Origin of the sequence: Neobacillus sp. NPDC058068, assembly GCF_042885335.1 — a bacterium.
Taxonomy (GTDB): domain Bacteria; phylum Bacillota; class Bacilli; order Bacillales; family Cytobacillaceae; genus Neobacillus.
Map to the genome: position 1 here is coordinate 45770 of NZ_JBHVSI010000019.1, position 22145 is coordinate 67914.

18 protein-coding genes are annotated in these 22145 nt (G+C 40.6%); 12 read left to right on the top strand and 6 right to left on the bottom strand.

From position 1 onward, the window contains the following. Positions 1–88: 88 nt before the first annotated feature. Positions 89–1762, top strand: coding sequence for a glycoside hydrolase family 13 protein (locus ACFVSW_RS20925; protein ID WP_387318550.1), 1674 nt, complete (start codon positions 89–91; stop codon positions 1760–1762). 52 nt (positions 1763–1814) lie between these two features. Here the strand turns inward: ACFVSW_RS20925 and ACFVSW_RS20930 are convergent, their stop codons facing one another. Beyond that, complete coding sequence (locus tag ACFVSW_RS20930; RefSeq protein WP_387318551.1) at positions 1815–3575, bottom strand: glycoside hydrolase family 13 protein; 1761 nt, start codon at positions 3573–3575, stop codon at positions 1815–1817. 274 nt (positions 3576–3849) lie between these two features. Between ACFVSW_RS20930 and ACFVSW_RS20935 the strand changes: the two genes are divergently transcribed. The 5 genes from ACFVSW_RS20935 to ACFVSW_RS20955 all read left to right on the top strand — a co-directional run bounded on the left by ACFVSW_RS20935 (position 3850) and on the right by ACFVSW_RS20955 (position 10134). Next, a complete protein-coding gene (locus ACFVSW_RS20935; protein ID WP_387318552.1) occupies positions 3850–5106 on the top strand; it encodes an extracellular solute-binding protein in 1257 nt (418 codons plus the stop codon). 128 nt (positions 5107–5234) lie between these two features. Continuing rightward, positions 5235–6521, top strand: a complete 1287-nt coding sequence (locus ACFVSW_RS20940) for a carbohydrate ABC transporter permease (protein WP_387318553.1) — start codon at positions 5235–5237, stop codon at positions 6519–6521. 1 nt (position 6522) lies between these two features. Further along, positions 6523–7365, top strand: coding sequence for a sugar ABC transporter permease (locus tag ACFVSW_RS20945; protein WP_024026335.1), 843 nt, complete (start codon positions 6523–6525; stop codon positions 7363–7365). A gap of 41 nt (positions 7366–7406) precedes the next feature. Continuing rightward, on the top strand, positions 7407–8456 hold the full coding sequence (locus tag ACFVSW_RS20950; protein WP_387318554.1) for a LacI family DNA-binding transcriptional regulator: 1050 nt from the start codon (positions 7407–7409) through the stop codon (positions 8454–8456). Between the two features lie 13 nt (positions 8457–8469). Further along, on the top strand, positions 8470–10134 hold the full coding sequence (locus ACFVSW_RS20955; protein WP_387318555.1) for a glycoside hydrolase family 13 protein: 1665 nt from the start codon (positions 8470–8472) through the stop codon (positions 10132–10134). A 318-nt stretch (positions 10135–10452) separates the two neighbouring features. Here the strand turns inward: ACFVSW_RS20955 and ACFVSW_RS20960 are convergent, their stop codons facing one another. Further along, entirely contained in the window at positions 10453–11235 is a 783-nt protein-coding gene (locus tag ACFVSW_RS20960; protein ID WP_387318556.1) for a helix-turn-helix domain-containing protein, read from the bottom strand. A gap of 135 nt (positions 11236–11370) precedes the next feature. On the opposite strand from ACFVSW_RS20960, the gene ACFVSW_RS20965 reads away from it, so the two are divergent. The 5 genes from ACFVSW_RS20965 (at position 11371) to ACFVSW_RS20985 (ending at position 15980) form a co-directional block, all read left to right on the top strand. Next, positions 11371–12129, top strand: a complete 759-nt coding sequence (locus ACFVSW_RS20965; protein WP_387318557.1) for a sugar phosphate isomerase/epimerase family protein — start codon at positions 11371–11373, stop codon at positions 12127–12129. A gap of 110 nt (positions 12130–12239) precedes the next feature. Continuing rightward, positions 12240–12968 (top strand): ThuA domain-containing protein, encoded by a 729-nt coding sequence (locus ACFVSW_RS20970; RefSeq protein WP_387318558.1) that lies wholly within the window; start codon positions 12240–12242, stop codon positions 12966–12968. Beyond that, positions 12968–13999 (top strand): Gfo/Idh/MocA family protein, encoded by a 1032-nt coding sequence (locus tag ACFVSW_RS20975; protein ID WP_387318559.1) that lies wholly within the window; start codon positions 12968–12970, stop codon positions 13997–13999. Before ACFVSW_RS20970 ends, ACFVSW_RS20975 begins: the two co-directional genes overlap by 1 nt. Further along, positions 13996–15015, top strand: a complete 1020-nt coding sequence (locus ACFVSW_RS20980) for a Gfo/Idh/MocA family protein (protein ID WP_387318560.1) — start codon at positions 13996–13998, stop codon at positions 15013–15015. Before ACFVSW_RS20975 ends, ACFVSW_RS20980 begins: the two co-directional genes overlap by 4 nt. Then, positions 15012–15980, top strand: a complete 969-nt coding sequence (locus tag ACFVSW_RS20985) for a sugar phosphate isomerase/epimerase family protein (RefSeq protein WP_387318561.1) — start codon at positions 15012–15014, stop codon at positions 15978–15980. The genes ACFVSW_RS20980 and ACFVSW_RS20985 overlap by 4 nt, the downstream gene beginning before the upstream one ends. 63 nt (positions 15981–16043) lie before the next feature. On the opposite strand, the gene ACFVSW_RS20990 is transcribed toward ACFVSW_RS20985, so the two are convergent. Beyond that, positions 16044–16559, bottom strand: a complete 516-nt coding sequence (locus tag ACFVSW_RS20990) for a DoxX family membrane protein (RefSeq protein ID WP_387318562.1) — start codon at positions 16557–16559, stop codon at positions 16044–16046. 314 nt (positions 16560–16873) lie between these two features. Here ACFVSW_RS20990 and ACFVSW_RS20995 point away from each other — a divergent pair, with 314 nt between their 5' ends. Next, the gene (locus ACFVSW_RS20995; protein ID WP_387318563.1) at positions 16874–19108 is read left to right on the top strand and encodes a sensor domain-containing protein; all 2235 of its coding nucleotides are present in this window, start codon (positions 16874–16876) and stop codon (positions 19106–19108) included. A 26-nt stretch (positions 19109–19134) separates the two neighbouring features. Here the strand turns inward: ACFVSW_RS20995 and ACFVSW_RS21000 are convergent, their stop codons facing one another. From ACFVSW_RS21000 to liaG, 3 genes are all read right to left on the bottom strand, one after another. After that, positions 19135–20496 (bottom strand): MATE family efflux transporter, encoded by a 1362-nt coding sequence (locus ACFVSW_RS21000; protein ID WP_387318564.1) that lies wholly within the window; start codon positions 20494–20496, stop codon positions 19135–19137. A gap of 103 nt (positions 20497–20599) precedes the next feature. Then, positions 20600–20989, bottom strand: a complete 390-nt coding sequence (locus tag ACFVSW_RS21005; RefSeq protein ID WP_387318565.1) for a YuzC family spore coat inner layer protein — start codon at positions 20987–20989, stop codon at positions 20600–20602. A 142-nt stretch (positions 20990–21131) separates the two neighbouring features. Then, positions 21132–22007 (bottom strand): LiaG family protein, encoded by an 876-nt coding sequence (gene liaG / locus ACFVSW_RS21010; RefSeq protein ID WP_387318566.1) that lies wholly within the window; start codon positions 22005–22007, stop codon positions 21132–21134. Between the last annotated feature and the right edge of the window lie 138 nt (positions 22008–22145).

Below are 22145 nucleotides of genomic sequence, written 5' to 3' on the forward strand. Positions count from 1 at the left end.
ATCCATCTTTAATTGGACGAGGATTTTTTCAGTTTTTGCTGCATCTTTGTGATATAGTGTGTTTGTTTGCATTGAGGAGGAAAGTATATTGAAAACCAATGACCAATGGTGGAAAAAGAGTGTCGTATATCAGATTTATCCCCGAAGCTTTAATGATTCGAACGGCGATGGAATCGGTGATATCCAAGGCATTATCGAGAAACTGGATTATTTGAAATTATTAGGAGTCGATGTGATATGGCTCAGTCCGATTTACGATTCGCCGAATGATGATAATGGCTATGATATCCGTAACTACCAAGCTATTATGAACGAATTTGGGACAATGGCTGATTTTGACCGGATGTTAGCGGAATTGCATAAACGCGAAATGAAACTCGTCATGGATTTAGTAGTGAACCACACTTCTGATGAACATGATTGGTTTGTTCAGTCGAAAAAATCAAAAGACAATCCATATCGCGACTATTATTTTTGGCGTAAAGGTAAAGACGGAAAAGAACCGAATAACTGGGGTTCCGTGTTCAGCGGCTCGGCGTGGCAATATGACGAAACAACCAATGAATACTTTTTACATTTATTTTCAAAAAAACAGCCTGACCTCAACTGGGAAAACCCGAAGCTCCGGGAAGAAGTGTACCAGATGTTGAAGTTCTGGCTCGATAAAGGCATCGATGGCTTCCGGATGGATGTCATTAATATGATATCGAAGCAGCCGGACCTGCCAGACGGCGAGCAGAGCGAAGGTCAATTATATGGAGATGGCGGTCAATACTATATGAATGGACCGAGAATCCATGAATTTTTACAAGAAATGAACCATGAGGTTTTGTCTAACTACCCAATCATGACCGTTGGCGAAATGCCGGGTGCGAACCCAGAGGATGCTATAAAATACACGGACCCTGATCGGAAAGAAGTCAACATGATTTTCACGTTTGAGCATATGGACTTAGACAGTGCTCAGGGTGGAAAGTGGAATTTAAAACCGTTGAATTTAGTCGATTTGAAGGAAAATCTTACGAAGTGGCAGATGGCGTTACATAACAAAGGCTGGAATAGCCTGTATTGGAATAATCATGACCAGCCGCGGATTGTTTCTCGTTTTGGTGATGAAGGTAAGTACCGCGTGGAATCTGCGAAAATGTTAGCAACCTGCCTGCATTTTATGCAGGGGACACCTTATATATATCAAGGGGAAGAAATCGGCATGACCAATGTTAAGTTTGAATCCCTTGAAGATTATCGCGATATCGAAACCATTAATATGTATAACGAAAGAAAAGCGTTAGGCTATACGGATGAGGAAATTATGACTTCGATTTATGTAAAAGGCAGAGACAATGCCAGAACGCCGATGCAATGGGATGATTCCGAACATGGCGGCTTCACGACTGGAACCCCGTGGATCAAGGTCAACCCTAGATACAAAGATATTAATGTGAAAAATGTCTTGGAGGATTCGGAATCTATCTTTTATTTTTATCAAAAATTGATTGCTCTAAGAAAGGAAATGGATATTGTTGTGGTAGGTGAATTTCAATTGCTGCTAAAGGATCATCCTAAATTGTTTGCCTACGAACGAAAGTGGAACGATGAAGCCCTCCTTGTCCTGTGTAATTTTAGTGGAGATGAAGTAATCATTGAGGATGCTGAGCTTAGAACAAAGCTAGCTGAATATAACGTTGTCCTTGCTAACTATGAAGCAGGCAGCCAAAACAATCTCCGTCCATACGAGTCTATTGTATTAAAAAATAACTAAAAACTAGGCAAAAAGGACAAGGATGCTCAAGATGAGCTCCCTGTCCTTTTTGTTAAAATTCCAATATAGTAATGCCATTTCCTTGTAACTGAATCGTCAACTCAGCGCCAGAAATTGCGATATCCCTATTCTCCCACAGGTTTTTAACCGATTTATTGCTTAAATCAAATGGAAGCGAATAGGCAGCTGCCTCACTGCTTGTATTCAAAATAATGCAGAATGTCTGCTCCCCATTGGACTTCGAATAGGCGAGACATGGATCATGCTCCCCGGGTGTAATGAAGCTAAGTTCTCCCTCATTGGCAAGCAATGGATTTTCAAAGCGTAACTGAATTAATTTTTGGATATGGGTAAATAACTCCTGACTTTGCTTGTCAGGGTCCCATTCCATACACCCGCGACACCCTGGATCTTGTCCGCCGGTCATCCCGATTTCATCACCGTAATAAATACATGGTGTTCCAATAAAGGTCAGCAGCAAAGTGAAAACTTGCTTTACCCGATCCAAATCCTCGCCGCACTCTGTCAAAATTCTTGGAGTATCATGGCTGTCAACAAGGTTGAAGGCAACCTCATTAATATTTTTCGGATACATATGAATCACACTTGTCATATTTTCAACGAATTCCTTCACCGTAATCGATTGCTTAGCAAATAGGTTCAGGATATTCGAGGTAAACGGATAATTCATGACAGCATCAAATTGGTCACCACGCAGCCAAGGCATTGAATCGTGCCAAATTTCTCCGAGGATATACAGTTCAGGTTTAATTGCCTTTACTTCACGGCGAAATTCACGCCAAAATGCATGATCGACTTCATTAGCCACGTCGAGACGCCAGCCGTCAATGTCAAACTCCCTAACCCAGTAGCGGCCGACCTCCAGCAAATATTCCTTTACTTCTGGATTCTCCGTATTTAATTTTGGCATAAACGGTGTAAAGGCAAAGGTATCATAATTAGGACGCGGCTCGGTAACTAATGGAAATTCATGAATATGGAACCAATTTTTAAAAGCGGAATTTTCCCCGTTTTTCAGCACATCCTGAAACTGAGGGAAATAAAAGCCGCTATGGTTAAACACTGCATCAAGCATTACTTTTATGTCATTTTTATGACAGGCATCGATAAATTCTTTAAGAGCTTCCTTTGTTCCAAATTGCGGGTCCAGCTCTAGATAATCAATCGTATCGTATTTATGGTTGGAATAGGCTTTAAAGATTGGAGTAAAGTAAATGCCGCTAATTCCTAAATCCTTCAAGTAAGGTATCTTTTGCTGGATTCCCTCGATATCACCACCGAAAAAATTTGTTGGAGTCGGTTCATCGCTCCCCCAAGGAAGGACCCCATCAGGATCAATGTCTTTATTTCCGTTTGCAAAGCGCTCAGGGAAGATTTGGTACCATACTGTATTTTTTACCCACTCGGGAGCCTGGAAAATATCTGCCTTGTTCATAAATGGAAAACAGAAATAATAAGCGGTATCGTCAACTGGAGGCTCAGCGTAAAAGCCCTTTTCTGTAAAACAGGCGGTTTCCGTTCCATCATTTAAGAGAAAACCATACCGTAATCTTTTAAAAGGGGGGATTACTGAAGCAAACCAATAGTCAAAATACTGATCAGAACCGCTTTTTTTCATCGGTAGGGCGTCAGTTTTCCATTGTTTCCCTTCCCAATTATAGGGGTCACCATGGATAAGAGTTACCTTTTTAATATCCATTTTTTTAGTGCGAATTTGAATATGTAATTCATCGTTTGCGCAAACGTATGCGTAATTGTCCTTTGGTCGATGATAGATGGCTTCTTTAAACAAGCTAGTTCAACTCTCTTTCTTGAAACGTTATTTTAAGGCTATTTTACTAAAAAACAAATAGAAATGATATAAATTTATATCCATGCTAGCCTTTCCATTTCATCTGGATAATAAAAAACTTTTTACAAAAACTAGTTGTAAAATTAAATTTAGGTATTATAATGAAAGTAAGTTGTGCAACCGATTTCGCAAATGTAAGCGCTATTCTAAAAGATAGGTTTTGCGGTGCGGGCAGAACTACAAATCATTCCTACATTTAACAGGAGGGGAAAAAATGAAAAAAGCACTAGCAATCTTTATGATGGCTGTCTTGATGCTTGGTGTTCTGTCTGCATGTGGTCCAAAGCGTGATACTACAGACAAGAAAGACACTGGCAAAAAGGAAGAAACAGTAGCAAAACCGGATAAACTTGTTGTATGGGAAGATAAAGACAAATCTGGCTGGCTTAAAAAAGTAGCGGCTGATTTTGAAAAAGAAAATGGCATAAAAATTGAATTCAAAGAAGTAGAAATGGCTACAAAAATGCGTGATCAATTACGCCTTGACGGTCCTGCAGGGACAGGCCCAGATGTTGTAACCTTACCGCATGACCAAGTAGGGCAAGTTGCAACAGAAGGTCTTATTGCTGAGCTTAAAGTCGACAAAAAGGTTACGGATCAATTTTCACAACCTTCGATTGATGCAGAAACGTACGATGGTAAATTATACGGACTTCCAAAAGCTTCAGAAACACCAGTTTTTATTTATAATAAAGATTTAATGCCTGAAGCTCCAAAGACAATGGATGATGTTTATAAATTTGCCAAAGATTTCACTAAGGGTGAAAAATATGGTTTTCTAGCGCTTTGGGATAACTTCTATTTCGCTCACGGTATTATTGGCGGTATGGGCGGTTATGTTTTTAAGAACAATGATCCGAAAGATATTGGCTTAAATAATGAGGGTGCTGTCAAAGGTACTGAATATATCCAAAAATGGTATACAGAGGGATTATTCCCTAAAGGGATCATTGGTGAAAATGGCGGGTCTGCTCTAGATGGTCTCTTCACAGAAGGGAAAGTGGCTTCTGTTATGAACGGACCATGGGCATTTAAACCATATACAGATGCAGGCATTAAAATTGGAGTTACAGCACTTCCAACACTTCCTAACGGTGACCATGTAAAAACATTCATGGGCGTTAAAGGCTGGCATGTATCTGCTTATTCTAAGAATCAAGAATGGGCAACCAAATTCGTCGAAATTATTACAAATGATGAAAACTCTAAATATCGTTACGAACAAACAGCTGAAGTTCCAACAAACAAAGCATTACTTGATGATCCAGCAATTAAAGATAATGAAGGAGCAAAGGCAGTAGCTGAGCAATCACAATATGCTGTGCCAATGCCAAACATCCCTGAAATGGGTCAAGTTTGGGATCCAATGGCTAAATCCCTTCAAACGGTTGTAACTGGAAAATCAGCACCGAAAGCGGCTCTTGATTCGGCAGTAGAACAAATCAAAGCAAATATTGCTTCTACTAAATAGTTCCATGTCGGCAGTGCCTCACCTCAATGAGGTACTGCTCTCTAATTCAGCTGTTTTATGAGGGAAAAAAGTTTTTTCTTGATAAAGCATCTGAGTTAAACTATTAAAAAAAGAAAGGGGAGTGTAGGATGTCGAGTGAAGTATCCTATCCAACCAGCCACCGTAAGAAAGCATTGATTCTATCCATTATCCCTGGGATAGGTCAACTGTATAACAAGCAAATTTTAAAGGGAGTCTCCTTTCTCGTCTTAAGTGCAGCTTTTATTTATGTATTTATGGATTTAATAAACATCGGTTTATGGGGATTAGTTACATTAGGAGAAATTCCATTCGAGGATCATTCGATTTTCCTTTTAGTGTATGGGATTTTGGCTATCATTGTCCTTGTGTTTGGAATTGGGTTTTACGTGTTTAACTTACGTGATGCCTATAAAGTGGGGAAAAAACGTGATAGCCATGAACCCGTCAGCACCGTTAAGGAACAGTACCGAAACCTTGTTGATAACGGTTTTCCCTATTTAATCATGTCACCTGGATTTTTACTATTAGTGTTTGTCGTTATTTTTCCGATTATTTTCGTTATTTTACTTGGGTTTACAAACTATGATCTTTACCATACTCCGCCGGCAAAACTGGTTGATTGGGTTGGTTTTAAAAACTTTGTAGATATTTTTAAAGTGGACATGTGGAGAAACACCTTCTTTGCGGTACTTGCTTGGACACTTGTCTGGACATTTGTTGCGACAACTTTCCAGGTGGCGCTGGGAATTTTCCTTGCGATTATTGTCAATCAGAAGGATGTAAAAGGAAAAGCAATAATGCGGACTGTGTTTATTTTACCTTGGGCTGTCCCGGCATTCGTCTCCATTCTAGTATTTGCGGGGATGTTTAATGAATCCTTTGGTGCGATTAACAGAGATATCCTAGGTTTCTTTGGGATTGAAGGCCTGCCTTGGATGACCGAACCGATTTTTACAAGAATTGCGTTAATCTGTATTCAAACTTGGTTAGGGTTCCCGTTCATCTTTGCGATGACAACCGGTGTTCTACAATCGATTCCGGCAGATTTGTATGAAGCTGCCACCGTTGATGGTGCTTCCACCTTTCAAAAGTTTAAAAACATTACCTTACCATTAGTCTTATTTGCAACAGCACCAGTGCTCATTACGCAATACACATTCAACTTTAATAACTTTAGTATCATTTACTTATTTAATGGCGGCGGCCCGGCAGTAACTGGGCAGAACGCCGGTGGTACAGATATCCTTATTTCATGGATTTACCGTCTAACGATGACTTCGGCGCAATATTCAAAGGCTGCAACATTGACGATGCTCTTATCTGTGATTGTTATCACCGTGGCGATTTGGCAATTTAAAAGAACAAAATCATTCCAAGAAGAGGATATGATGTAATATGAGTACGAAAAGACAGAAAATCACCAGACTTACCCTGACCTATCTAGTCGTATTGATTATGTTTGTTATTATTTTATATCCGTTGGCCTGGATTATCGGGTCATCGTTTAACCCTGGGCAAAGCTTATCGGGGTCAAGTATTATTCCGAAAAACGCGACACTTGCCCATTACCAGCATCTGTTTGATACAAGTAAAAGTAATTATCTCTTTTGGTACATCAACTCGTTAAAAGTAAGTATTTTAACGATGGTATTTACCGTTATTCTAGTCAGTTTAACAGCCTACTCTTTCTCCCGCTATCGCTTTGTGGGACGGAAAAATGGCTTAATGACATTTTTGATTTTGCAAATGATTCCAAACTTTGCTGCTCTAATTGCAATCTATATTTTAGCGACGCTTACCCATTTAATCGATACCCATTTAGGTCTTATCTGCGTCTACGTCGGTGGGCAAATTCCGATGAATACATGGCTGATGAAGGGGTATCTCGATACCATTCCGAAGGAGCTTGATGAGTCAGCAAAGATTGATGGTGCCGGACATTTACGAATCTTTTTTCAAATTGTCATGCCGCTGGCTAAACCAATTATTGCCGTTGTTGCGCTGTTCGCATTTATTGGCCCATTTGCTGATTTTATTATTGCGAGCATATTGCTACGGACTGAAAAAAATTATACATTAGCAGTGGGTCTATATGAAATGGTCGCTAAACAATTTGGCGCTGAATTCACGACATTTGCAGCCGGGGCCGTTCTAATTGCTGTTCCGATTGCGATTCTCTTCTTGTCATTCCAGCGATTCTTCGTATCTGGATTAACAGCAGGAGGAACGAAAGGTTAATATTGATAAATTGAATTACACCCTTTGAGAGGGGAAAAAATATGAACGTTACGATTAAGGATGTAGCTAGCTTAGCAAATGTTGCTCCATCAACGGTTTCCAGGGTTATTGCCGATAGTCCACGAATTAGTGAAGCCACAAAGCAAAAGGTAAAACAGGCAATGGAGCAGCTCGGCTACCATCCCAACTTAAATGCCAGAAATTTGGCGAGTCAATCAACGCAGGCAATAGGACTAGTGATGCCAAGCTCGAAGGATGTTGGGTTTCAAAATCCCTTTTTTCCTACTGTATTGCAGGGAATCAGTGAAGGGGCACAAGAGAAAAATTATGCCTTGCATATGACGACAGGGAAATCGGAAGAGGAAATTCTTCATGCTGTCGTTCAAATGGTGCAGGGAAAACGGGTCGACGGGATTGTCTTACTTTCTTCAAAAGTTGAGGACCAGGTCATCTCTTATTTAATGGATAGAAGTTTTCCGTTTGTTTTGATTGGAAAACCATATAAAAATATCGAAGAAATTACTCACGTAGATAATGATAATATTCGCGCGATGAAAGAGGCTACTGCCTATTTAATCGGACTAGGCCACAAGCAAATTGGTTTTATCGGCGGAAGTCTTGAATTAATTGTAACGTCTGACCGTCAGGATGGTTATAAAAAGGCATTAGCGGAGGCAGGTATTGAGGCAAGAAGTGAATATATTATTCATCAGAAATTTTTAAGGGAGGGCGGACAGCAGGCAGTTCGGGAGTTAATGCAGCTCGAACATCCGCCGACAGCCCTTGTGGTAGCAGATGATTTTATGGCGCTTGGTGTTCTGAATACTCTGGATGAATTAGGAATTAGAGTTCCAGACGATATCTCGATTGTCGGCTTTAATAATGTTCTGCTGGCAGAAATGGCGAAACCGCCCTTAACTTCTGTTGATATAAATATTTTTGAGCTTGGCTTTCAAGCTTCAAAAAATTTAATCCAAAAAATCGAAAACAACAATGAACCTACGAAGCGCCTGATAATCTCGCATCGTTTGGTTGAACGCTTATCATGCAGTCAGCCAAGTGCAGAGAAATCAGACAAAAGTAACGATTAGTGAGGAATTTATCATGAATAAATTATGGTGGAAAGAAGCAGTTGCTTATCAAGTTTATCCACGTAGCTTTATGGATGCCAACGGGGATGGAATTGGTGATTTACAGGGAATTATTGCAAAACTAGATTATCTAAAAGATTTAGGGATTGATGTCATCTGGGTCAGTCCTATGTATCAATCTCCGAATGACGATAATGGCTATGATATTAGTGATTATCAGGAGATTATGACCGAGTTTGGAACAATGGCTGATTTTGATCTTCTATTAAAAGAAACACACCAACGCGGGATGAAATTAATCCTCGATTTAGTCATCAATCACACAAGTGATGAGCATCCTTGGTTTATCGAGTCTCGCACCTCGAAAGACAATCCGAAACGGGATTGGTATATTTGGCAAGATGGTAAGGACGGTAAAGAGCCGAATAACTGGGAAAGTATTTTTGCTGGATCCGCATGGAAATATGATGAAGAAACAGATCAGTATTTCATGCATCTTTTTTCAAAAAAGCAGCCAGATCTAAATTGGGAAAATAAAAATGTTCGTAAGGCACTTTATGAGATGGTCAACTGGTGGCTTGATAAAGGAATTGATGGATTTCGCGTTGATGCCATCAGTCATATTAAGAAGGAGCCAGGCCTTCTGGATATGCCAAATCCTGAGGGGCTTCCGTATGTTTCATGCTTTGAAAAAATGATGAACGTCGAAGGAATTCATACGTTTTTACAAGAGTTAAAGGAAGAAACATTTGCTAAATATGACATCATGACCGTTGGTGAAGCGAACGGAGTAACGGTTGATAATGTTGATGATGTTGAGCAGTGGGTAGGTGAAAACCAAGGGAAATTCAACATGGTTTTTCAATTTGAGCATCTTAACCTTTGGGATGCTGAAACAAAAAAGGAACTTGATATCGTCGAGTTAAAGAATGTACTATCCCGCTGGCAAAAAGGCTTAGAGGGAAAGGGATGGAATGCACTTTTCATTGAAAACCATGACAAAGCGCGTGTCGTCTCCACATGGGGTAATGATCAGGAATACTGGCGTGAAAGTGCAACGGCGTTTGCTGCGATGTACTTTCTCATGCAGGGAACACCGTTCATTTATCAAGGTCAGGAAATTGGGATGACCAATGTCCGGTATGAATCAATTGAAGATTATGATGATGTTTCGGCAAAAAATATGTACTGTTTAAAACGAGCGGACGGGGTTCCTCACGAGGAAATTATGGAGGTCATCTGGGCGTCAGGTCGTGATAATTCCCGTACGCCAATGCAGTGGTCGGATGAAGTGAATGCTGGTTTTAGCAACGGAACACCATGGTTGAAAGTGAATAAAAATTATAAGGAAATCAATGTAGAAGCACAGCAAAAGGATGCTGATTCCATCTTGAATTTTTATAAAAAAATGATTCGCTTGAAAAAGTCGAATGCCGTGTTTACTTACGGTATTTATGAATTGCTGCTTAAAGAGGATCCGCAAATATATGCCTATACCCGGACTTCGGCTGAGGAAAAGGTAATCGTAATCACAAACCTTTCCGTAGAACCGGCAGAGATCACAGGTGTTTCCTTGGACTATCAAAATTTGCTGTTAAATAACTATGAGGTTTCTGAGCATGAACCACTCCGACAGTTAACACTAAAACCGTATGAGACAAGAGTATATCGTGTTTAAATTTGGCTGTTTTCGTAAACATAGTTGTTTTTGCATAATAAAGTCCTATAATTGAGGGATAAGTTGACTTTACTGGCGGATAGCCTTCTATTATTGAAAAAATCAACAAACTTTTAGAAAAGAGCCTTAAATATTATTAGGGGATACCAAAGTACTAATGGTATCCCCTAATTTTTTTAGCAAAGTATTAACTTGGATTTCGAAAGCAATTATGCTATAGGTTTGAAATTTTGGATATCAGCTCTTTTTACGATCGGTTTAACGTATCCCCAAGTAAGAGCATCATGTTATCCAACGGTAAATCAGTTAGTTCCACAGCTAAGTGGTCAAATCTACACGTCTGTAAGCTCCAGGGGCTACACCGTACTTCTTTCTAAAGACCCTGTGAAAATAAGGATAGGTACCAAAGCCACAGTCTTCGGCAATATGTTCAAGTGTCATTGTGGTATATTTCATCCGCTCGATTGCCGCGGAAAGCCGTACTTCTAGTGCATATTCTATCATCGTTTTCCCGACACTGCTTTTGAATAAATGAACAGATCGGGAAACACTAAGCCCAGCATACCGCGCAACATCCTCTAATTTAAATGCCGTCGTAGCATGCTCTTCAATATATCTCATCATCCGTGTCACCGAATACGGATGACTGAAGGAGGTGCCGGTTTCGCTGACGGCACGTTCTAAAGTTATACAGAGAGCTCGCAGCAAATAGCCGGTAAGCTCTTCATTTTGACTGGGCTCTGGACGGCGTTTTTCGATCATGATATGGCGCCATAAGGCTAGCAGCTTTTCATCAAGATCGATGCGGGAGACATCCGGCTTAGTGGAACGGTTCCACCATTGGTCCACCCAAGTGCCTTCACAGACTAGGTGATAGTCCCCACTGTTTTGCCCCTCTTTAACGAGCAGTTCATAGTGATCCCCTGGTTTAATTAGCAGTAGGTCGCCTTTCTCGAGGTTCATTTTTCTTCCCTTTACCACCACTTCACAATGCCCTTCTGTTTGCAAGCGGAATAGATACGAGGGGTATCCTGTTTTATGTTGAGAATGATATCCGTTTGTGTGATAAGAATAACCGCAATAGAATAGGTTCGTCGTCATAAGTTCCCTCAAAAATAATAAAATTCAAAAATAGCAAAATAGTAGATGTATTGATTATATCATCTATGTTTATTTGCAGATACACAATATAAGATGGAAACAAATAAGTAATGTTAGTAGAAATGGGGGATTAGGATGACAAAAATTCCTGTAGCTGTTCAAATGTACACATTGCGGGAAGAAAGTGAAAAGGATTTTGCCGGTACATTAAAAAAAGTGGCAGAGCTTGGCTTCGATGGTGTTGAATTTGCCGGGTATGGCGGATTAACTGCAAAAGAAGTAAAAGCGTTATTGGATGAGTATGGTCTTCAGGCAGCGGCAAGTCATGTACCGCTTGAACAATTAAAAAACAATTTAACTGGGGTCATTGAAGAGCAGAAAATAATAGGAAGTAAGTATGTGGTCTGCCCTTACTTACCGCCGGATTGTCGAAGGGAAGAGGATTACCAAGCCCTTATTCCTTTTTTAAATCAGACTGGTGAAACATGTCTTAGTGAAGGCATCACGCTTTGCTATCACAACCACGATTTTGAACTGGAGCGTTTGTCCGATGGCAGAACGGCACTTGAAACTATTTTTAATGATACATATGCAGATAATCTACATACAGAGCTGGATGTATATTGGTTGACAAAAGCAGGTGAACAGCCGGTTGAGTGGATGGATCGCTATAAAAGTCGAACCCCGCTCATTCATTTGAAAGATATGACGACAGACGAGGAACAATTTTTTGCCGAGCTTGGAACAGGTGGGGTTGATATTGAAGCTGTACTAAATAAGGGAAAAGAAGCCGGTGTTCAATGGTGGGTAATCGAGCAGGATATGAGCCGTCTCACGCCCTTTGAAAGTATTGAAATCAGTATGAATTACTTGAAAGCATTACAGATTAAGTAATCCATCTAGTTCAATTTTTTCCGCACTACGCATCAATGGAAGCTTTTCATAAATTTCTTATTCTCTAAAATAAAAGTTAAAGAAATCGATTATAAGGAGTGGTTTGTTTTATGTTGAGAGTAACTGTATGGAATGAAAACCGTCACGAACAAAAAAATCCGGTTGTCAGGGATATATACCCAAGAGGTATCCATGGGGCAATCACTGAATTCCTTCAATCAGAAGGGATCCATACAAGAACAGCTACTCTAGATGAGCCGGATCACGGCTTAACGGACGAGGTACTTGCTAATACGGATGTATTAGTTTGGTGGGGGCATCTTGCACATGGTGAAGTTACCGATGAAATTGTGCAAAAGGTCCAGCAGTGTGTTCTTGATGGAATGGGGTTAATTGTTCTTCACTCCGGGCATTTCTCAAAAATTTTTAAAACGTTAATGGGAACAAGCTGTGATTTAAAGTGGCGCGAAGCGGATGAAAAAGAGCGTCTTTGGGTTGTAAGCCCAAGCCACCCGATTACAGAAGGAATCTCTGAATATATTGAATTAGAAAAAGAAGAAATGTATGGCGAGCATTTTGATATCCCTCAGCCTGATGAGCTTATTTTTACAAGCTGGTTTGAAGGCGGCGAAGTATTCCGCAGCGGAATCACATACAAACGCGGGAATGGAAAAGTGTTTTATTTTAGACCAGGCCATGAAACGTATCCAACCTATCATAATAAACAAATTCAGCGCGTCATTATCAATGCGGTGAAATGGGCACAGCCTGTCAAGCGTGAGCGCCCAGTCTATGGAAACGCGAAACCGCTAGAAGAAATCAAAGGGGGACAAATATAATGGAAAAGCTAAGAGTCGGAGTAATCGGATGCGGCAGTATAGCCCAGCACCGCCATTTACCAGAATTTAAAGCAAATAAACAAGTGGAGCTTGTGGCAGTTTGTGATATTAACGTAGAGCGTGCAATAGAAGTAGCTGAAAAATTCGATGCCGTGGCATATACAAGCTATGAAGAATTATTGAAAAATGGTGGAGTGGACGCAGTAAGTGTTTGTACTCCAAACTATCTTCATGCCCCAATCTCCATTGCTGCATTAAATGCTGGTGTTCATGTTCTTTGTGAAAAACCGATGGCAACATCTAAGCAAGAAGCAGAAGCGATGATTTCAGCAGCGAAGGAGAGCGGTAAAAAGTTAATGATCGCTCATAATCAGCGCTTCGTCCCGTCTCATCAAAGAGCACGTCAGTTAATTGCTAGCGGCGAAATTGGTAAAATTTATAGTTTCCGTACGGCATTCGGACATGGCGGCCCAGAAGGTTGGAGTGTTGACGGAAAAGAGAGCTGGTTTTTCCAAAAAGAAAAAGCATTCGTTGGGGCGATGGGCGATCTAGGTGTTCACAAGACGGATTTGCTGCGGTATTTGTTAGGGGAAGAAATTGTCGAAGTAGGTTCCTTTGTGGAAACGAGCGCAAAGGATTTCGCTGATGTTGATGACAATGCCGTTTGTGTATTAAAGACAAAAAGTGGGATTATCGGAACACTTGCTGCAAGCTGGGCTTATGTTAGTAAAGAAGATAACTCGACGATTATTTACGGGGAAAAAGCGATTCTTCGTTTAGAAGATGACCCGGTTAATTCGCTTGTTGTCCAATATGCGAACGGGGAAGTGGTGAATTATCAGCTTGGAAAAATCCAGTCTAATGATGAGGGCGGACAAAATAATTCCCAAGTGATCGGGAAGTTTGTGGATTCGATTCTTAATGACCAAGAGCCGCCCGTCCCTGGTGAAGAAGGAATGAAATCATTATTGGTTATTTTGGCAGCGCTTGAATCAAATGAAACAAAACAAATTGTGAGAGTGAAAGAATGATAAAACTTCGCATCGGAATTATTGGGGTTGGCGGCATTGCCCAAGGCCGTCATATCCCTGCATTTCTTCAGCTTCGTGACATATGTGAAATAACTTCCCTAAGTGATGTGAATATCGACCGAGCAAAAGAGATAGCCGAAAAATATAACATCCCTCACGTCTTTGCTGATTACCGTGATCTCTTTTCAGAAGTGGATGCTGTTTGTATTTGTACACCAAATAAATTCCACGCCGAGATTACGGTTGCTGCCTTTAAAGCCGGAGTCCATGTTTTGTGTGAAAAGCCGATGGCTCTAAGTGCAAAGGAATGCGAGGCCATGATCGCGGCGGCCAAAAAAGCGGATAAAGTACTGGCGATTGCTTACCACTACCGTTTTATGAAGGAAGCTGTGGCGGCTAAGAAAGCGATGGATGAAGTAGGGACTCCGCTGGTGGTGAGAGTCCAAGCCTTGAGACGCCGCAAAGTACCAGGATGGGGCGTTTTTACCAATAAAAACCTTCAAGGCGGCGGCAGCCTGATTGATTATGGCTGTCATCTTCTCGATTTAGCCCTTTGGCTGATGGGAAATCCAAAACATATTGCAGTGTCAGGCACCACGTATAACAGGTTAAGTAAAATACCTAATCAAGTGAACCAATGGGGTTCGTTTGATCACGAATCGTTTAATGTCGATGATCATGTCACAGCTTATCTTAAATTTGAAAATGGGGCTTCGGTGTTGTTCGAAACCTCTTGGGCGGCGAATATCAAAGACGATCAAGAGCATTTAAGCATTTCCGGTGTGGACGGCGGTTTAAGTGTTTTCCCGTTTGAGGTATACACGACAAAGAACGGAATGCTGTTAAATAGTGAGGCTACTTGGATTCCGGGCGAGGAAAATCCAGGACTGCCGCAGGCGAAGAATTTTATCGATGCATGTCTAGGATTGGAAGAGCTGGTTGTAAAACCTGAGGAAGCACTTCAAGTTTCGCAAATTATTGACCAGATATATGAGAATGGAGGAACTACTTTATGAAACTAGGTGTATTTACCGTTTTATTTGCTGAAAAATCATTCGAAGAAATGCTGGATACTGTAAAGGAAGCTGGTCTAAATGCGGTGGAAATCGGAACCGGGTGTTATCCTGGAAATAACCATTGTGATTTAGATGGATTACTAGAAAGTGAAAAAGCGCGCAGGGAGTATATCCGAAAAGTCGAGGACCGTGGGCTGATGATTAGCGCATTCAGCTGCCACGGTAACCCGATCTCTCCTGAAAAAGAATTTGCAAATCAGTCTCAGGAAACTCTTTTAAAAACGATTAAACTTGCTTCGCTATTAGGTGTTCCAGTTGTCAACTGTTTTTCAGGAACGGCGGGTGATCATGAAGGAGCGAAATTTCCTAACTGGCCGGTTACACCATGGCCGAATGAATATGGTGACGTGTTAAAGTGGCAATGGGAAGAGAAATTGATTCCATATTGGAAAGAAGTTGGTCAATATGCAAAAGATCATAATGTGAAAATTGGTCTTGAGCTTCATGGCGGCTTTTTAGTGCATACACCATATACGTTGTTAAAATTACGTGAGGAAACCTGTGATGCAATCGGCGCTAACTTAGATCCAAGTCATTTATGGTGGCAGGGAATTGACCCTGTTGCCGCGATTAAAATTTTAGCAAAAGAAAATGCGATCCACCATTTCCATGCGAAAGACACATCCATTGATCAGGAAAATGTGAATATGTATGGTTTAACTGATATGCAGCCATATGGGGAAGTGCGTTCGCGGGCATGGTCCTTCCGTTCGGTTGGCTGCGGCCATAGTTTAAAAGAATGGTCTGACATGATGAGCGCACTTCGAACCTATGGTTACGATTATGTAGTCAGCATTGAGCATGAGGACCCGATCATGTCGATCGAAGAAGGTTTCAAACGTGCTACTATTAATTTAAAATCAGTTTTAATTGAAGATCCCGTATCGCAAATGTGGTGGGTGTAGTAGCAAAAGGAAATAACAAAAAGACGATTTGGCACTCGAATCGTCTTTTTGTTGGTGGTTAATTTAAGCGACTACGTTAGATTTTTCGTTACCAGTATACTTTTTGCCCATCTTTCTGATGAAAGGAATGACCCATCTGTCTAAACCGATTCTACCAGCATTATAACCAGCTGTTAAGATGATAAAGCCTAAGAAGATGTCTGTTGGGTTGTGAGATACAGTACCTGCTAGGAAGAAGCTAAAGTTCATCACTAAGCCAAAGAACATAGCTGCTGTCGTTAAGCAGCCTAAGAGAAGTCCTAAGCCAATTAATAGTTCACCCCAAGGGACAATAAAGTTAAAGATATCTACGTTTGGAAGGGCAAAGCTTTTTAAGAATTCCACATACCAGCCGTAGACTACGGCGCCGTCTGGTCCTTTAACGGGATTCGCTGTTACTCCTTTTAAGAATCCTGCAGCGTCAAAGCCTCCTGTAATTTTGTGTAAACCTGCTGTGAACCAAGAATATCCGAGGTATAAACGAATGACTGTTAGGATGACTGCTGAAATCTTATTCTCTCTTAATAATTTGTTAAACATGTTTCATTCCGCCTTTCCTTTTTTTATTTGTTTCTTTCTACTTCCAATATATTAGATTTCCACATAAAAAACATGGCAATAGTGATAAGTTCAAAGTTTGTTCGAAACTTTTTGACAAAAAAATGAACAGCTCCCAAAAAGCTGTTATATCAGGTGGGATATTCCACTGATAAAAACCAACAAGCCTTACATCCACAATATATGGGTATGGGTGTAATCGCTTCCGTTTTTATAAAGCTATTATTGTTAAATAAGTGAATTTTTGTTACTTTAAAGATGACTCATATTTTTTATGACGTAGGGAGAAAACAAACATGGGAACCCGCAAAAAAGTAAATGAAAGACTTCGTTGGTTACTAATATTTTGTTTGCTATGCAGTGTAGTGCTGCTAGATGTGGTTATATCATGCTTTTTTCCGTCGATCACGTTCATTAAGTATATTTCCCTATTCATTCTTATCGGAACGTTACCTTATCTTATTCGCACTTTAAACAAGGGGCGAGAAATAAGTGAAGAGCTTCGGGAAAATAAACTTAAATTGAAAAATATTTTTGATACACTAGATGTCGCCATTTGGTCGCATGATTTAAAGTCAGATAAGTTGTTAATTACTCCAGGGATTGAAAAGTTATATGGCTATTCATATAAGGATTTTTATAACGATTTTGACCTCTGGAAAAAAGTGATCTATCCAGATGATTTATATATAGTTCAAGCAAGAGAAAAGAAATTTGCTGCCGGGGAAACGGTCACAAGTGAATACCGGATCATTCGTCCCGATGGGGAAGTGCGCTGGATCCAGGACAGGGGTTTTCCAACGTTAGATAAACGGGGAAATTTTGTTGATTTTAATAGTGTCTTGTTTGATATTACCGATCGCAAGGAAAGTGAAGACCGCTATCGCAGTTTAGTAGAAATGTCCCCTGACATCATCGCCGTCGTAGGCAGCAAAAAAATAGAATATATGAATGAAGCCGGCTGGAAATTAGTAGGGGCAACCAGCCCTGATGAAGTCATTGGCGAGTCTGCATTGAAATTTGCTTCTTCGCAAATTATTGAGACCATAAAAAGTAAAGTAGGCAGAATGGATAATCGTGAACCAGAACGAGTAAGATTTGAATTTCAGGCAAAACGGCTTGATGGAGAGACGATTGATGTGGAAATGGCCGCTACGTCCATATTTTATGAGGGCAGGTTTGCCGTTCAAGTGGTCGGAAGGGACATTTCCGAGCGCAAGAAAGCCGAGAAAACGATTCAAAATATGGCCTATTTTGATTCGTTGACAGGCTTGCCAAATCGCAATAGGTTTAGACACCACTTGAACGAAGCGTTAAAACAACAAGATGACCAAATGCTTGCTGTCTTATTTTTAGACTTGGATCGTTTTAAGATTATTAACGATACGAAAGGTCATACAGTAGGGGATGTCATTCTCCAAAAAGTTGCGAATAGGTTAGAAATGGCCGTTCAAAATGAAGGATTTGTCTCTAGACAGGGCGGAGATGAATTTATTATTTTGCTCGAGGACATCGACAAAGAGAAAACAACCAAGGTAGCCAAGCAGATTCTGAACGAATTCTCTTATCCATTAGAAGTAAATAATCAGGAATTTTATGTCACTCCAAGTATTGGAATCAGCATTTTCCCTATTAATGGAATGGATGAGGAAACGTTAATAAAAAATGCCGATACTGCGATGTACCAAGCAAAAGAAAGAGGAAATAACTTTTGTTTCTATTCCTCGAATTTGAATGGGATATCGATTCGGAAAATGGAGCTGGAAAACGGCTTAAGAAAAGCGTTGGAGCAGAATCAGCTGATGCTTTATTATCAGCCGCAGGTGTGCTTGGCAACAGGGGGATTAGTAGGGATAGAAGCATTAATTCGTTGGCAGCATCCTGAACTTGGCTTTATTGCCCCTTCTGAATTTATCCCGCTGGCAGAGGAAACTGGGTTGATTGTTCCAATTGGTAAATGGGTTTTGCAGGAAGCTTGCAAACAAAGAAAAGCATGGGAGAATGCAGGATTTCATAATTTTCCAATCGCTGTTAATGTTTCTGTTCGTCAATTTGAGGATGATCACTTTGTCGAGTATATTTCCAATGTTTTAGCTGAAGTCGGACTTGAAGCGAACCACTTAGAACTGGAAATTACCGAAAGTATTATGCAAAACCTTGAGAATTCAATGATTATTTTAAATCAATTGAAAGAGCTGGGCGTCCTGCTTTCGATTGACGATTTTGGGACAGGTTATTCTTCGTTAAGTTATTTATTGCATCTCCCAATTGATAAAATCAAAATCGATAAGTCGTTTGTCGATGATATTCTTTACCATTCAAACCAGGGAATAATGGTGAAAACCATTATTGATATGGGGCTAAACCTAAACTTTGCCGTTATTGCAGAAGGAATCGAGACTGATGAACAGCTTTCCTTCTTAAAGAAAAATGACTGCAGAACTGGTCAAGGATATTTATTTAGCAGACCTATTCCAGTCGAGCAAATGAACGAGTACCTCTTCAATCGCAAAAGTGGAATCCCGATATAAGCGGGATTCCACTTTTTTTAAAATAATTAACGTAAAGCAAGACCCTTCACTTTTTTTCTCCGCTCCCAAGGTTTCATCAGCCAGCGTCTCAAGGCAAAGCAGCCCCGGAGCCATTCGTCTGTCCCTTGTGCGAGCCATATCCCTAACAGTCCTAAGCCATAATGAACCCCAAGCAGGTAGCTAAGCGAAACTGCGACACCCCACATCGAGATGATTCCAATTATAACGGGGAACCGAACATCGCCAGCTGACTTTAACGAACTCATCAAGACAATATTCATCGCTCTGCCCGGTTCAACAAACACAATTGCCCATAATACAGGCAAACCAATCGCAATGATCATTGGGTCCATCGTAAAGGTCTCCAAAATAGGCGAGCCGATTAGGGCGATCATTAATGATGTAACTAACGAGGCGACCATGGCAATCTTTAATGTACGAATGCCGCGCTGAAGTGCCCGGCTGAACTGGCTGCCGCCAATATAACGGGCTACAAGCAATTGCGTGCCTTGAGCAATCGCTAGTGTGAATAAATAACAGAGCATGTTAATGTTTAAAATATAGACACGCGCTGCAAGGGAAGCAGTGCCCATCGAAACGACAAAGCTTGTTATCACGAGTTGAGACAATTGATAGGAAAGATTTTCACCCGCTGAAGGAATTCCAATCGAAAGCAGTTCTTTCATATCCGCTTTTTTTGCTTTAAAAATATCACTGATCGTTAGTTTCAAAGCAAGCCTGTTGTACACGAGGTAGATGAGTGCACATACTGCATAGGCACGCGCCCCAACAATAGCCCACGAAACACCGGTTACTCCTGTAATGGGTAAGCCAAAAACTCCTGAAATAGCGATGATATTTCCGCCAGCGCTGATCAGGTCCATGACCACGGTCACGACCATTGATTCCTTTGTATACCCATGACTGCGCAGAACGGCACTTAACGCCAGTGAAATTGATTCGAAAAAGAGGGAGATACCGCAAATTCGGACAAACGTAAGTCCGTATTCAAATACTTTTCCCTGAATGTCGAATAGACGTAACAGCTGTTCTCCAAAGAGGAAAACAATGATGGATACAATAATCCCAAACCAAAAATTCAAGCCGAATACAGAGCGGGATAACTGTCTTGCTTTTTTCAGGCGTCCTGCTCCGAGGTTTTGGCTGATTAATACCGTTGCGCCTATCGAAGTCACGGTGAACACTAAAATAAATATATTCAAAAGCTGATTCGCGACGCCTACTCCAGCAGCGGCAGCGTCCGAGTAGTGACTTAACATAAATGTAGCAATGATGCCCATACCCATATGAAGAGCCAGCTCAATAAAGAGCGGCCAAGAGATACTGAAAAGGGATTGTTCTTGATACTTATTAGTCAGATTTTCCAAAGGTGATACTCCTATTTTCTATTAACTTATTAAAGTTTCATTTTACACCTAATTCAATAAGATAAGAATAGAAAATAATCTCCAATGAAAACAAACAGGATAATCATCTTCCCCATTTCATTGAAATGGTTAAGGAGCAGCAATTAACTGATTGGTTTTGGCTGGGATCAGTTGATAATATGAAATTCACACCAGTAGGAGAAAACTGGGTTGTTACGGGGACTTTTAGGCCAATGGATTTAATCATCCTGTCGACCTCGGCATTTTTCCCTTGCTGGGCGGCAGTCATCATTTTATGGGCAAACGCTAAATTGCCCAATCTATCTAGTAAAATACTTCCTTGTTCCATTAATAACCGAAACGATTTGACTGAGCTGGCAAATATTTTGGTATCCACTGGCGGATAAGTACGGGGAAGTTGATAGGTAACCATATATGTCGGATAAAACGGAACCCATGGACAGGTTTGATAATGAAATGGGTGTTGATACATGTGACCACTCTCCTTCCATACGAAACCTAATCCGTTTTTGCGGCAGGCACTATACGTTATGAATTTATAGGAATAATGGTTACTTGTCATTTTTGGAGTAAAAAGGGGCGCTTGGAATGGGAATCCAAGTGCCCTTTTAAAATTAATGAATTCTGATGTTGCCGCTTGAGACATCTAGCTCGATTTGATACTTACCTGAGCCGTGAGTACCTTTAATTGATTTCTTGTTTAGGTCCTTTGTTGTTAATGGGAAATCGCAGGAGATATTTCCGCTGCTCACATGCCCATTTAAAGTGAAATCAGCCTTATCCGGTAAGTTGAGTTCGGCATTCCCGGAACTTACATCCATTTTAATGGAATCAATTAACTTATCCAGTTGAATATTAAGCCTTCCGGATGATACTTCCACATTTATTGCTCCGGTATAATGCTGGATATCAAGATTGCCAGAGGCAATATCAAAAGTGCCTGTTTTCGTTATTAATGAATCGATATCCACATTCCCTGACCCGCCGCCATGGTCAAATTGCTTTACGTTCAGGTTTTTGAGTTTCATGTTGCCAGATCCAATATTGATTGTTAATTCTTCCAACTTTACCGGCTTGTTTTTTGACTCCCCGGAAAAATCGATATTTCCCGAGCCCAAATCGATGGACATGTTTCGCTGATAATCTTTCGGAATGTAGATTGTCAACTTACTCTTTTCGGAAAAGGCGCTCCAGTCAAACCAATTAAAGCCCTTGCTTTTAAGTGTAACTTCGACTGTATCTCCATCTTCCTTAACGGTCAGCATTTGTTTTCCCGTATAAACAGCTTTCAAATCTTTTCTGTCTTCAGGAATTATGGTTGTATTTCCACTCGATACATCAATCGCAAGCACCTTGGTGTTTTTTGTTATGGCAGCCTGCCCGTCTGTGTTGGTATTGCTGTTGCTGCCAAACAGATTGAAATGAACGGACTGATTAAAGACAATATATAGCCCGGTAATGACCAATAAAAGTATCAAAATTCTTTTCACTGTTTTCCATCCCCTTTTTCAACTATCTTCTATATTTATGATAAGAAATCCTTCGTTTTTCCTCAATGAACTAGGGAATTATTTTTTCCTAAGGCTTGAGACGTATTTCTCTCCTCCAATTTATCGATTTCCGAAATA

Bases quoted from the DNA above. Each gene is read 5' to 3' on its own strand.
- ACFVSW_RS20935 (WP_387318552.1), top strand. From the start codon at position 3,850: ATGAAAAAAGCACTAGCAATCTTTATGATGGCTGTCTTGATGCTTGGT.
- ACFVSW_RS20940 (WP_387318553.1), top strand. From the start codon at position 5,235: ATGTCGAGTGAAGTATCCTATCCAACCAGCCACCGTAAGAAAGCATTG.
- ACFVSW_RS20945 (WP_024026335.1), top strand. From the start codon at position 6,523: ATGAGTACGAAAAGACAGAAAATCACCAGACTTACCCTGACCTATCTA.
- ACFVSW_RS20950 (WP_387318554.1), top strand. From the start codon at position 7,407: ATGAACGTTACGATTAAGGATGTAGCTAGCTTAGCAAATGTTGCTCCA.
- ACFVSW_RS20955 (WP_387318555.1), top strand. From the start codon at position 8,470: ATGAATAAATTATGGTGGAAAGAAGCAGTTGCTTATCAAGTTTATCCA.
- ACFVSW_RS20960 (WP_387318556.1), bottom strand. From the start codon at position 11,235: ATGACGACGAACCTATTCTATTGCGGTTATTCTTATCACACAAACGGA.
- ACFVSW_RS20965 (WP_387318557.1), top strand. From the start codon at position 11,371: ATGACAAAAATTCCTGTAGCTGTTCAAATGTACACATTGCGGGAAGAA.
- ACFVSW_RS20970 (WP_387318558.1), top strand. From the start codon at position 12,240: ATGTTGAGAGTAACTGTATGGAATGAAAACCGTCACGAACAAAAAAAT.
- ACFVSW_RS20975 (WP_387318559.1), top strand. From the start codon at position 12,968: ATGGAAAAGCTAAGAGTCGGAGTAATCGGATGCGGCAGTATAGCCCAG.
- ACFVSW_RS20980 (WP_387318560.1), top strand. From the start codon at position 13,996: ATGATAAAACTTCGCATCGGAATTATTGGGGTTGGCGGCATTGCCCAA.
- ACFVSW_RS20985 (WP_387318561.1), top strand. From the start codon at position 15,012: ATGAAACTAGGTGTATTTACCGTTTTATTTGCTGAAAAATCATTCGAA.
- ACFVSW_RS20990 (WP_387318562.1), bottom strand. From the start codon at position 16,559: ATGTTTAACAAATTATTAAGAGAGAATAAGATTTCAGCAGTCATCCTA.
- ACFVSW_RS20995 (WP_387318563.1), top strand. From the start codon at position 16,874: ATGGGAACCCGCAAAAAAGTAAATGAAAGACTTCGTTGGTTACTAATA.
- ACFVSW_RS21005 (WP_387318565.1), bottom strand. From the start codon at position 20,989: ATGTATCAACACCCATTTCATTATCAAACCTGTCCATGGGTTCCGTTT.